Origin of the sequence: Devosia oryzisoli (genome assembly GCF_014837245.1) — a bacterium.
Classification (GTDB): domain Bacteria; phylum Pseudomonadota; class Alphaproteobacteria; order Rhizobiales; family Devosiaceae; genus Devosia; species Devosia oryzisoli.
On sequence record NZ_JACYFU010000004.1, the window covers coordinates 168,146 to 180,206 of the forward strand.

The window sequence follows — 12,061 nt, forward strand, 5'->3', positions numbered from 1 at the left end:
GATCAGTTGGCGACAGCGGGGGCAAATTCGGAAATGCCGCCATGGGCCGCCGACCAGGTGGCCGGATCATTGAGGAAGCTTTCCACCTCGTCGAGCGTCTTCTTGTCGAAGTGGCCGGCCTCCTTGGCCGCATCGAGAATGTCCCACCACGTGGCAAGGTAGTGCAGCTCGACACCGAGCTCCTTCATCAGCTCGTTGCTCTTGGGGAAGATGTCGTAGAAGAACACCACGAAGCAGTGGTCGACCTTGGCGCCCGCCTTGCGCAGCGCCTCGGCGAACATGACCTTGGAACGGCCGTCGGTCGCCAGATCCTCGACCAGGAGCGTGCGGGCACCGGCGACCACCTCGCCCTCGATCTGCGCGTTGCGACCGAAGCCCTTGGCCTTCTTGCGCACATACTGCATGGGCAGCATCAGCTTGTCGGAAATCCAGGCCGCGAAGGGAATGCCCGCGGTTTCGCCGCCCGTCACCACGTCCAGCGATTCATAGCCGATTTCGGTGGCGATGGTATGGGCGGCCAGGTCCATCAGCGCCGAGCGCAGGCGCGGGTAAGAGATCAGCTTGCGGCAATCGACATAGACCGGGCTGGCCCAGCCGGAAGTAAAGACGAAAGGATGCTCGGCGTTGAAATGGATCGCGTTGATCTCGAGCATCATCCGGGCGGTCTGGCGGGCGATCGTCTTCTTGTCGTCGCTGAGGTGTAGCGTTCTCATCGGGAGAATCCTTCATCGTTCTGTCATGCGGTCGCGCGAAATCGCGGCCGCCAGACGGAGGTCCAGCGCCGCTGGGTGCGGTAGATGTCGAGTGCAACCGGTTCGCTATAACCCCGGGCTCAAAGCCCAGTCAACTCGCTCGCCGGCAAAGAGCGGGACAATCTCGCGATCTTCCACTGAAACGCTGGTCGGCGCAGTCCAGGGCCGTTCCTCGTAGGTAACCCGCGTTTCAGACGGAGCAAAGCCGTAGAAGGCCGGCCCGTTGAGGGACGCGAAGGCCTCGAACCTGTCGAGTGCATCTTCCTCGGCAAAGACCTTGAGATAGGCTTCGACGGCGACCGGGGCCGAAAAAACCCCGGCGCATCCACAGGCCGCTTCCTTGAGGTGGCGCAGGTGCGGCGCGGTGTCGGTGCCCAGGAAGTAGTGCGGCGAGCCGCTGGTGGCGGCCTTGCGCAGCGCCAACTGGTGGGCGCGGCGCTTGAGAATGGGCAGGCAATAATGATGCGGGCGGATGCCGCCTTCGAACAACACGTTGCGATCGTAGAGCAGGTGCTGCGGCGTGATGGTGGCGGCGAGGCGCTCGCCGCCGCTGGCCACGAATTGGGCCCCCTCAGCGGTCGTGATATGCTCCATCACCACCTTGAGCGTCGGGTGGCGGGCGATCAACGGCGCCAGGATGTCGTCGATGAACCGGGCCTCGCGGTCGAAGATATCGACCTCCGGGTGCACCAGTTCACCATGGGTGAGCAACGGCATGCCGGCCTCGGCCATGGCGGCGAAGACCGGATCGAGGCGTTCGATTGCGGTGACGCCGTGCGCCGAATTGGTGGTGGCGTGCGCAGGATAAAGCTTGGCGGCGGCAAAGATGCCGTCGCGATGCCCGGCAATGAGATCGTCCGCGTCCGTATCGTCGGTCAGATAGCAGGTCATCATCGGCACGAAGTCGACGCCAGGCGGGATGGCGGCGCGCACCCGGTCCCGATAGTCCGATGCCATCCGCGCAGTGGTCACCGGCGGAACGAGATTGGGCATGACGATGGCGCGGGCAAACTGGCGCGCCGTGTGTGGCACGACGGAGGACAGGATCGCGCCGTCGCGGAAATGCACGTGGAGGTCGACGGGCTTGCGGAGGGTGATGGTTCGCATGGCGGCCTCGAAACACCTTGGTTCAGTTGTGGGCGGTCACGGCCTTATAGAGCACATCGGTGCCTTTGATGAGGTCGTCGGTGTCCATGGCCTCATGCGGATTGTGCGAGCCGTTGGTATTGCGCACGAAGATCATGCCCGAAGGGATACCCGCGTTGGCGAACACCGCGGCGTCGTGCCCGGCCCCTGAGGGCAGGGTCTGCGGATTGAGCCCGACATCCTCGGCCGCCTTCGAGAGCAGGGCGATGACCTTTTCGTCCATGCGCGCGGGCTCGGTATAGACCCGGTCGTCGAACTCGAAGCTAACGCCGCGCTGCTGGCCGACGGCCCGGCATTCGGAGCGAAAGAGTTCGTAGAAGCCTTCGAGCGTGTCGTGGCTCTGGCTGCGCACTTCAAAGGAGAACATCACTTCTCCGGGGATGCGGCTAAGCGCGTGTTCGGCAGGGTCGGTGCCGACGATGCCGGTGGTGACGACGAGGTCCAGCCCGCGCTCAAGCAACACGCGCCAGTGTTCCTCGAGGCGCCCGATCAGATCGGCGAAGGCGAACACGGCATCCTTGCGCAACCAGCGCGGAATGGTGCCCGAATGGCCCGCTTCACCCCGGCAGACGACGCGACGGTGGCGCAGATTGCCGCGGATGCCGGAGACGACGGCGGCTGGCAGGGCGCGGTCGACCATGACCGGGCCCTGCTCGATGTGCAGCTCGAGATAGCTTGCGGCCTTTTCGACATCGAAGAGCTTTTGACCGGCCTCGATGGGGGCGATGTCGATGCCTGTGGCCGCCATCGCCTGGGCAAGGGTCGGTCCTGCGCCGCGGGACCGGGCGGCAAGGTCCTTGCCATCGATCATGCCGAAGAGGGCGCGCGAGCCGATATTGGCGCGCCCATAGAAGGCGCTTTCCTCGCCGCGCAGCATGATCACGCGCACGGGGGTCGTCAGCACCCGGCCGGAGCCGCGGAGACGGATCATGCAGAGGAGGCCGGCCACGATACCCGCGGCGCCGTCGTAATTGCCGCCCTGGGGGACGGAGTCGGCATGCGAGCCGATATAGTGGGCCGGGCCGGAGCCGTCGTCTTCCGGAGCGCGAACCACGAGGTTGCCGACCGGGTCGACGTCGATCAGGAAGCCGTGCGCCTCGGCGACAGCCGAAAAGACACCGAGGGCGGCATCTTCCTTGGGCGAATAGCACTCCCGCGTGATGCCGACACCGTCACCCGTCAGCCGCGTCAGTTCCGCAAACATGGCGTCGGTCAGGTCATGCTCGCTGGGGAAGGCCGTCCAGTCGATCGCGGTTTCGCTCGCGGCATTCATTGGGCCGCCTCCATCACGTCGTGGGTCAGGAGATCGGCGTTGAGCGCGCCATTCACTTCGGCGACGCTGTTGAAGCCCTTGCGGCGGCAGTATTCCATGAGGCCGGCGATGACCTCGTTCATGGCGCCGGGGCGGGTGAAGGTGGCGGTGCCGACCTGCACGGCGCGGGCGCCCGCCAGCAGATACTCCGCCGCGTCGCTCGCCGTCGCGATGCCGCCACACCCGATGACCGGGATGTCCACGGCGCGGGCGCACTGATAGGTCATGCGCAAGGTGATGGGCTTGACGGCCGGGCCCGAGAGCCCGCCCATGATGTTCCCCAGCGTGGGACGCATGGTCTCGATGTCGATCGTCATCGCGAGGATGGTGTTGGCGACGACCACGGCATCGGCTCCTGCCGCCTCGGCGGCCCGCGCCACCGCGGCGATGTCCCCGGTATTGGGGGTCAGCTTGGCCCAAAGCGGCAGGTGGGTGACCTTGCGCATGGCCGCAACGGCCTGCTCGGTCGTTCCGGGCCGCATGGCGAAGGCCTTGCCGTCCTCCTCGATGTTGGGACAGGAGATGTTGGCTTCGATGGCCGCAATGCCAGGCACATTGAGGCGCGCGGCGGCACGGGCGAAATCATCCACCGTGGGCGCCGAGATGGAGACGATCAAGGGGGCCGTGAAACCGCGATAGAAGGGCAGCGTCTCGTCCAGGAAATGGTCGATGCCCTTGGAGGGAATGCCAATGGAGTTGAGCATGCCGTTGCTCACTTCGGCGACGCGGGGCGTGGGATTGCCGCCGCGCAACTCGGCCGTAATGGTCTTGGTCACGAGGGCGCCCAGCCCATTGAGGTCGATGACCTTTGCCAGGCCCTCGGCGAAGGTCCCCGAGGCCGGCATGACCGGATTGGCAAGGCAAAGGCCCCGTCCGAGATCGACGCGGAGATCTACCATGAGGTCGCCTCCGCCAAGGGAAAGACCGGGCCGTCCCAGCAGACCCGCTTGGACACCGTCTCGCCATCGATGGTGAAGTTGCGAACGCAGCAATAGCACATGCCCAGGCCGCAGGCCATTTGCTGCTCCATGGCGACTTCGCCGAAGATGCCGAGCTCGGCCGAGAGCCGCTGCATCAGCAGCATCAGCCGGTTCGAACCGCAGGTGTAGAAGCCGTCTGCCCGTCCTTGCGCGTGAAGGTGGCGGAGAATGGCTTCCACATTGCCGAGATCGCTGGTGCCGTCGCTGTCGAGCACGGTTTCCACCTCGGCCCCGGCCGCGCGGAAGCGCTCGACGGACAGCACCTGTTCGGACGCACGCGCGCTGATCAAGGCCGTCACCGCCACGCCGCGTTGCTGCGCCAGTTCTGCCAGCGGCGCCAGGGTGGCAAGGCCGACGCCGCGGCCAAGCACCACGATGGATTTCGCGGTTTCAGGGAGACTGAACCCCATGCCGAGCGGCCCCAGGATGCGCGTCGTCTGCCCGGGGATGAGCGTGGCCAGTCCCCGCGTGCCAGCGCCCGCTACCTTATAGAGGAACTGGACGCGGCCCGCGGAGGGGTCTGCGGCGTAGGTGCTCATCGGTCGCCGGAAAAACGGCTTGTCCTCGCCGGTGGCCGGGCACTCGATGTTGAAGAACTGGCCCGCCGCGGCGTCAGCTGCGACTCCGGGAGCGTCGAGCTCGATGAGTTTGTATTCGGCGTTGACCCAGTCGTTCACGATGACCCGGGCGACGGTGTCAGCAACCTGGGCGGAAAATGGGTCGGCGGGCGGCGCAACGCCAAGCGTGTCGGCTTGTCTCATTTTTGAGACAATGACTCTGACCAATGCCGATGTCAACGCCCGTGGTTATCGGCCCGACGCCGCAGCGGTTCGCTGCAGGATGGCGCGGAGCACGTCGGCGCCCTCGGCGCCTTTCTTGGCGCGCGACCATTGAGAGTCCAGCGTTTCCTTGAAGTGCCGAACGGCTTCCGGGGCCGTGGTGACGATGGCGATGCCGGAGGAGATGTTGGGCTGATCGCCGAGGCGATAGGGCGACAGCGTCACCGCGGATTCCCTGTCACGCTCGTAAATCTGGAAGGTCTGGCTGGGCGGTTGCCCGTCGACAATGCCGATCTGGGTGCCGATGGGCTGGCGCTGCATAGTCTCGCACAGGCGCTCGATTTCAGCCCGAGCGGCGGCGCGGCGTTCCGCTTGCACCGCGGGCGGCAAGTCGAGGCGACCGACCATGCCGAGCAGGAGAAAGCGTTCGATGTCCTGGCTGCCGACGATCGAGACAACGGGAACACGGCGCTTTATGGCACTGCTGCGACGCTCTGTCAGGAGTTCGAGCACCGTGTCGATCGACGCCAAGGCCGTGCCGCGATCCTGTTCGGTTTCCGAAATCGCCTCCACGAGCATGAGCCGCAGGTAGCGCAGGTAGTCTTCGGACAAGAGCAAGGACGAAACGGGAGAAAAATTGCCCAGCAGGTGGTGCGAGCGCTCTTCAAGCTGGCGCATGCGCTCGAAAAACGAAAGGGCGTTGCTGTAGTACTCCACCCCCACCCCCAGCAGGGAGGGCAGGGAAACATCGAGAAACCGGGAAATCGACTCCAGAATCTGGATCTTGACGATTTCGCCCTTTTCCAGCCGGTAAACGGCGGCGCGGGAAATGCCCAGATGCGCGGCGATATCATCCGCGCTCAAGTTCCTGCCGATGCGATGAGCCCGCAGGCGCCGACCGATTTCCTCGAATTGGGCCGACATACTCTCCCTTTCCCCGTCGTCTCACTTTTGATATACACGCCGGTTTCCGGCGTCCAGTGCGCCTGACCAGGGGAGACTTCGGTGAACGATCTTAGTGAATGGCTGGAACAGCAGAACGGAGGCATCCGCACGTATACCGAGTTCCAGCGAAAAGCCTACGTGCTCGCTCGGGAGAACTCAGCCGATGCCGCCCTGCTTGCTCTTCTAGGCGGCGTAGCAGCACGTTTTGCAGCACGTTTCGAAGGAGAACCGCTTTCCGTAGATGACGCTGCCGAAGCCATCACGCAGTTCAAGCGCATACTGCACAAAGCCATCGCCGTTGCCGCTGGCAACGTGACCGAAAAGATGGACTTCGCGAACGACATCGCCACTTACGACTTGCTGGACGCCCGGTCGCAATAGTTGCGACTGCAAATCCATGGCGCTTACGACAGGGGTAGGCGCCGATAGTGACGGTGCCTCCTTCCACCTTGCCCCATTGCGGACAAGTGCAGTTATGGCGCGCCCCACCAGCCGATCATCACGCCACGGAAAGCGATGCGACGGCGGGAAGATCGGCGGTATCTGCGCCGTTCGCCTCGATCACCAGAGACGAACCGCTGATGGAATGCGGAGCAAGTCGTGGCGGCCGTGTGCATCTTCACCAGCAAACGATCTCCACGATTTTGGTCGCGCCCGACCAGACGGCACGTGCAGCCATTTCTCTGGGCAGATCGTCGCGCCGCTCACCGTGTTGGACGGACCATTGGCGTGTTGCTAAGGCGGCAGATGAGGCTGAAGCCCGGTCTGCCGCCCACCTGCTCTATGAGCGAACTGCCCAGCCCCCTGTTTCCTCTGCCGTGGGCACCCTGCCCTCCGGAGTCAGTTGATCAACCGTCTGGGGCAGGTTCGTGCTGAGACGTTGCAGCAGTTCGGTCCGCGATAGGCCGGTCTGTTCCTGGAGGTGCTCGATGACATCCTCGCCCAGTGCCGTCTCGAGCTGTGACGCGTCCACTGTGCGGTTGGGCCCGGACTCAACCCAGGACTGCGCCGCCTCGCCCTGGCCACTCTGCTTGAAGCGATCAACGAGGCCACCAAGGCCTTCGCTCAGCACATTGCCGTTGAACCCGCCACCGGCATTTGACGCCGCTGGCGATCCGCCAAACATGTCCCCCAAGCCTCCGAGGAGGCCACCCAGCCCTGACGAGCTGCCGCCCGCGCCGTTCGGGGCAGAGAGATCGCCGAGCATCTTGCCGATCTCGTCCCGGTGCTGAAAGCCCTTGACCGCCAAAAGTCCGAGCAGGGCTATGCCCGCCGAGCCCATATTCAATCCACGTGCCATTTCGTCGTCTCCTCTTGCGTTGGAGAACGTAAGCGAGGCTCGCCCGATTGGTTCCGACTGACCAGCCTGCGACCGGGCAGACTACCAGACGACGGGATGCGTCTGGCCGGTCTGGACGTTAACAAGACCCTCCGGTGCCAGCGGGCTGGGGGCGACCAGCACCCAGCGCCAGGGTGAGCAGGTGAGCGTCGCGAAGGCCAGCCGCTCGGGGAATCCCGGCGACCAGCGCGGCGAAAAGGTCGGCTCATACATCCACTCGATCTCGGCCGCCCTGGCATAGAGCGCCTGCATATCGGCATCGAGGTCCTCGGCCGACCGGCAGGACATGAGGCCGGCCACCTCATAGTGGACCGTGGCCACCACCTTCTTGTCCTGAACCAGCGCCCATCCACCACCGATCTCGCCCAAAGCATTGACCGCAATGGCCATGGCCTCGTCGGACGACCCCACGCACCAGATGTTGTGCTTGTCATGGCCCAGCGAGCAGGCGACCGCACAATCGGGCGTGCCGGGACCGGTGCCGACCCAGAACATCCGCGACACCGCTTTGCGGTTCGAGAATCGGTCGACAATGGCGAATTTGGTGATGTTCCGGCTCGTGTCGCGCTGCACCTGACCGTCCCGCACCGGCAGTTCGTAGGTCAGGAAATCGTCGGCCCAATGGAACGGCCGCAGGACGGCTGCGGTCATGGTTTCGCGCCCGGGTGCGGCGGGGATGGCAAAATCTTCGGCCGCGAGAGAGCCGCCAACATGCACGGTATCGGTGGCCCATTTGGGCCATGCGATGGCGGGCACCGGCCCGATATAGCGCGTGCCGTCCGAAACCTGCCGCCCATCGGCCCAGACTTCGGCGATTCGGAAGGCCTCGAGATCGGAGAGCAGCACCACATCGGCGAACCGGCCCGGTGCAATCGACCCGACCCACGGCGTCAGCCGCATGTGCCGCGCGGGATTGATGGTCACGCACTGAATGGCGATTTCAGGCTTGAGCCCCGCCTCGATGGCGGTGCGCACATTGTGGTCGGTCGCTCCCTTCTGCAGCGTTTCGCTGGCGCTGCGATCGTCGGTGGCAAAGGCGATCTGCGACCAGTCGTCCAGCCCGCGCTCCAGCAGACCCTTGAGCACGTCCGGCATGGAGTGGACGCGCAGCTCCATGAACAGCCCGTGGCGCAGCTTGTCCCAAAATTCTTCGGCGGTCCAAGCCTCGTGATCGGAAGCCATGCCGGCGGCGGCGAAAGCGTTGATCGTTGGCAGGTCGCGTATGCCGGCCGCATGGCCTTCAACGACGCCGCGTGCCGCAAAGGTCGCCTCGATCATGCCCCACAGGCGCTGATGCGACCCATTGCCGGCGTCCCAGACCGCCGGCCAGTCCATGACCTCGTCGAGGCCCGCCACCATGAGGCTGTCACCCATGAAGCGCTTCTGTTCATCATGGCCCAGCCAGCCGCCCCCGTGCTCATAGGCGGTGGGCGGAACAGCCGAGCCGGGCAGCGGAAATATCTTGAGCGGCGAACCGTTCTGGCGGGCCGTCATCCAGAAGTCGACCGTGCGGGCGCCGTTCACGTTGGAAAATTCGTGGCTGGCCTCGCAGGTCCAGGTATTGCCGCGCGGCAGCACCAGGGCCGCCTCCCACTCCGGCGTCAGGTGCGAGCTTTCAATGTGCTTGTGAACTTCGCCCAGGCCCGGCACTGCCCACAGATCTGGGCGATGCTCGCGCCTTGCGACCGTTCCGGGATAGCTTCCGGCCGGACCGACATAGGCGATCCGGTCGCCCTTGATGATGATCTCCTGATCGTCGAGCCAGGTCCGCGTCGCGACATCCAGCAGATGCCCGACCCGCAGCGCGGTGTCGGCAGCGGCCTTACCCATGGCGACCAATGTCAGGTGCTGGCGGAGGCGGACTTCGGACTGAGCATCGATCATGGCGGCTCCGGAAACAGCAGGTGGACGGTGCGGGAACTACGAGGCTTTACCCCTCCGGTGCAATACTATCTGCGGATAACCGAAGGTGGCATCCTCACGCCTAACGTTTCACCTTGCCCGGCAAGCGGCGAAAAAATAGGCTTGGCGCGAAGGCATTCCACCCACCGGTGTCGAGTGCCCGCATCGTGGAGGAAATTCGGCATGCAAAAAACTGTACTGCGCGGCGCGGCACTGGCCATCGCCGCCGGGCTCATGGCAAGCGCGTCGCCAGCCATGGCCCAGGGCAAGACCCTGACCATTTCCTGGTGGGGCTTCAATGGTGAGAAGCTGGAATCGATCCTGCTCGCTCCGTTCCGCGAACAATGCGGCTGCGAGATCGTGTTCGAGACCGGCAATAACGGCGAGCGCCTGAACAAGCTGCAGATCCGCAATGGCGGCGGCGTCGACGTGGCCTATTTCTCGGACAGCTACTCGCAGCAGGGGATCGAGCTGGGCCTGTTCCAGAAGTTCGATCGCTCCAAGGTGCCGAACATCGAAGGCATCTACGACCTCGCCCAGGACCCGCAGGGGGGCTACGGCCCGGCCTACACGATCGGCCGCGTCGGCATCGTCTATGATGAAAGCAAGGTGACGACTCCCATCACCTCCTGGAACGACCTGTGGCGCGAAGACCTGGCCTCGTCGCTGTCCTTGCCGGGCATCACCACCACGGCCGGACCGATGGTCGTGCTGAAGGCCGGCGAACACGCGGGCGTCGATGCCTATGCCGATCCTGATGCTGCGTTCGCCGCTCTCGAAGAGCTGCGTCCCAACGTCGTGAAGAACTACAACACCGGCTCGGAGATGATCAATCTGTTCTCCACCGGCGAAGTCAGCGCTGCCATTGCGCAGGACTTCACCCTGGCCCAGATCCAGGCGGCTGTGCCCACTGTCAAGTGGGCCGACCTCAAGGAAGGCTCGATCGCGACGCTCAACACGGTCAACATTCCCAAGGGTGCCGCGGAACCTGAACTGGCCTACCAGTTCATCAACTTCCTGCTCTCCCCCGAGATGCAGCAGAAGCTGGCCGAAGAGGGCGTGGATGCTCCGGTCAATACCTCGGTGGAATTGACGCCCGAACAGGCTTCCCTGTGGACCTATGGCGCCGATGTCATTGCCGGCCTGCAGCGCCTCGACTATGCCAAGCTCAATGCCGCCAAGACCGCCTGGGTCGATCGCTGGAACGAAATCTTCGGCATGTAATCGCCGTGCCGCGCGGAGGTCATCCTTCGCGCGGCTTTCCTTGACTGAAAGAAAGCCCAGGCGCCCATGAAACGCTTTGCCGGCTGGACCCTGGCTTCCCCCGCGACCCTGCTGATCCTGCTCGGCCTCGTCGCCCCGGTGGCCGCGACCATCTATGCCACCTTCGGGACCCCCGGCGGTCCGTTCGATACCTACCAGACATTCTTCGCCAGCAGCTTCCGCCGTACCGTGCTGATGCGCACCATCACCATCTCGCTGGCCGTCACGGCCATAGCGTTGGTGATTGGCTTCATCACCGCCTATGTGGTGTCGCGCGCCCCGGGTTGGCTCAAGTCCATCCTGATCATTGCCGCTGTGTTTCCGCTGCTGACCGGCGTGGTCGTGCGGTCCTTCGCCTGGCTCATCATCCTTGGCAAGAATGGCATTCTCAACAGCACACTGACACAGCTCGGCCTGATCGCCGAACCGCTGCAAATGCTCTATACGCCCGGCTCCGTGATCGTGGCCATGGTCTATCTCTTCGTGCCGTTGATGATCCTGACGCTGGTGGGCGTGCTCGAAGCGATCCCCGACGACCTGATTCAGGCTTCGGCGTCCCTCGGCGCGAGACCGAGCGCCACCTTCACCCAGGTCGTTCTCCCGCTTGCCGTACCCGGCCTCATTGTCGGCGCGGTTCTCGTCTTCACCGGCAGCTTCACCTCCTATGCCACGCCGCAACTGCTCGGCGGTGAACAGGTGATGATGATGGGAACGCTGATGTATCAGCAGGCCATGGTCACCTTCGACTGGGTCAGCGCCTCCACCATCGCCGCCGTCATGGTGGTGATCACCATCGCCATCGTGCTGGCCATGACCCGCGTCGCCCGCCGCCTCAACCCTATGGCCGTCTGATGCCCACCAAGCTCCATCCGGCCCTGATCGGCTTCACCGTCCTCGTCTTCATCTTTCTTGTGGGCCCGCTGATCATCGTGGTCGGCGCCGCAGTGAGCGACACCAGCTATCTCACTTTTCCGCCGCATGGCCTGTCGCTGCGCTGGTTCGAGAACATCTTCGCCATCGACGCCTTCCGCCGCACCATTCTCACCAGCCTGCAGGTGGCGGTTCTCGCCACCTTTGTGGCACTGCTGATCGGCATTCCGGCGTCCTACGCACTCAACCGCTATCGGATTCAATTGCCCGGCTGGCTCTCGACGCTGTTCGTGCTGCCGGTGCTGGTACCCGAGCTGGTGCTGGGCTTTTCCCTGCTCAAGAACGTCGCCTACCAGTTCAACGCGCCGATCTTTTTGTCTCTGGTCGTCGGACACACCATCCTCATCCTGCCCTATGTGATCCGCGTCATTTCGGCCTCGCTCGCCTCCTTCGATTTTTCGGTCGAAGAAGCGGCCATCAGCCTGGGGTCGCCACCGCTCAAGACGTTCTTCACGATCCTGTTGCCCAATGTCCGGTCTGGGGTGATCGCAGCGTTCATCCTGGCGTTCATCACCTCGATCAACGATGTTTCCATCTCGATCTTCCTCACCGGACCGGGGCTTTCAACCCTGCCCATCCAGCTGCTCGCGCATATGGAGCAGTTCTTCGATCCCACCGTGGCCTCGGTGTCGGTGCTGCTCATGGTGCTCACGGTTGCCGTGATGGCCATCGTCGAGCGCACGCTGGGCCTTACCTTCCTTGCCAAATAGAGG

The 12,061-nt window shown here is 64.2% G+C and carries 12 protein-coding genes; 4 read left to right on the forward strand and 8 right to left on the reverse strand.

Annotated features, from left to right (window positions below; translation table 11 throughout):
• Window positions 1-2: 2 nt before the first annotated feature.
• From IC608_RS15255 to IC608_RS15280, 6 genes are all read right to left on the reverse strand, one after another.
• Window positions 3-713, reverse strand: a complete 711-nt coding sequence (locus tag IC608_RS15255) for an orotate phosphoribosyltransferase (RefSeq protein WP_191777287.1) — start codon at window positions 711-713, stop codon at window positions 3-5.
• 105 nt (window positions 714-818) lie between these two features.
• Complete coding sequence (gene pyrC / locus IC608_RS15260; protein WP_191777289.1) at window positions 819-1,859, reverse strand: dihydroorotase; 1,041 nt, start codon at window positions 1,857-1,859, stop codon at window positions 819-821.
• Between the two features lie 22 nt (window positions 1,860-1,881).
• The gene (locus tag IC608_RS15265; RefSeq protein WP_191777291.1) at window positions 1,882-3,171 is read right to left on the reverse strand and encodes a hydantoinase/carbamoylase family amidase; all 1,290 of its coding nucleotides are present in this window, start codon (window positions 3,169-3,171) and stop codon (window positions 1,882-1,884) included.
• Window positions 3,168-4,109 carry a dihydroorotate dehydrogenase gene (locus IC608_RS15270; RefSeq protein ID WP_191777301.1) on the reverse strand — a complete coding sequence of 314 codons (942 nt, stop codon included), beginning with the start codon at window positions 4,107-4,109 and terminating at the stop codon, window positions 3,168-3,170. The genes IC608_RS15265 and IC608_RS15270 overlap by 4 nt, the downstream gene beginning before the upstream one ends.
• A complete protein-coding gene (locus tag IC608_RS15275; protein WP_191777303.1) occupies window positions 4,103-4,951 on the reverse strand; it encodes a dihydroorotate dehydrogenase electron transfer subunit in 849 nt (282 codons plus the stop codon). The genes IC608_RS15270 and IC608_RS15275 overlap by 7 nt, the downstream gene beginning before the upstream one ends.
• A 45-nt stretch (window positions 4,952-4,996) precedes the next feature.
• Window positions 4,997-5,893, reverse strand: coding sequence for a helix-turn-helix domain-containing protein (locus IC608_RS15280; RefSeq protein ID WP_191777305.1), 897 nt, complete (start codon window positions 5,891-5,893; stop codon window positions 4,997-4,999).
• Window positions 5,894-5,974: 81 nt separating this feature from the next.
• Between IC608_RS15280 and IC608_RS15285 the strand changes: the two genes are divergently transcribed.
• On the forward strand, window positions 5,975-6,295 hold the full coding sequence (locus IC608_RS15285) for a hypothetical protein (RefSeq protein ID WP_191777307.1): 321 nt from the start codon (window positions 5,975-5,977) through the stop codon (window positions 6,293-6,295).
• Between the two features lie 400 nt (window positions 6,296-6,695).
• Here the strand turns inward: IC608_RS15285 and IC608_RS15290 are convergent, their stop codons facing one another.
• Window positions 6,696-7,214 carry a YidB family protein gene (locus IC608_RS15290; protein WP_191777309.1) on the reverse strand — a complete coding sequence of 173 codons (519 nt, stop codon included), beginning with the start codon at window positions 7,212-7,214 and terminating at the stop codon, window positions 6,696-6,698.
• Between the two features lie 81 nt (window positions 7,215-7,295).
• Window positions 7,296-9,137 (reverse strand): adenine deaminase, encoded by a 1,842-nt coding sequence (locus IC608_RS15295; protein ID WP_191777311.1) that lies wholly within the window; start codon window positions 9,135-9,137, stop codon window positions 7,296-7,298.
• Window positions 9,138-9,338: 201 nt separating this feature from the next.
• Between IC608_RS15295 and IC608_RS15300 the strand changes: the two genes are divergently transcribed.
• The 3 genes from IC608_RS15300 (at window position 9,339) to IC608_RS15310 (ending at window position 12,058) form a co-directional block, all read left to right on the forward strand.
• Complete coding sequence (locus tag IC608_RS15300) at window positions 9,339-10,379, forward strand: ABC transporter substrate-binding protein (RefSeq protein ID WP_191777313.1); 1,041 nt, start codon at window positions 9,339-9,341, stop codon at window positions 10,377-10,379.
• A 66-nt stretch (window positions 10,380-10,445) separates the two neighbouring features.
• Window positions 10,446-11,270 (forward strand): ABC transporter permease, encoded by an 825-nt coding sequence (locus tag IC608_RS15305; protein WP_191777315.1) that lies wholly within the window; start codon window positions 10,446-10,448, stop codon window positions 11,268-11,270.
• A complete protein-coding gene (locus tag IC608_RS15310) occupies window positions 11,270-12,058 on the forward strand; it encodes an ABC transporter permease (RefSeq protein WP_191777317.1) in 789 nt (262 codons plus the stop codon). The genes IC608_RS15305 and IC608_RS15310 overlap by 1 nt, the downstream gene beginning before the upstream one ends.
• The last annotated feature ends 3 nt before the right edge of the window (window positions 12,059-12,061 follow it).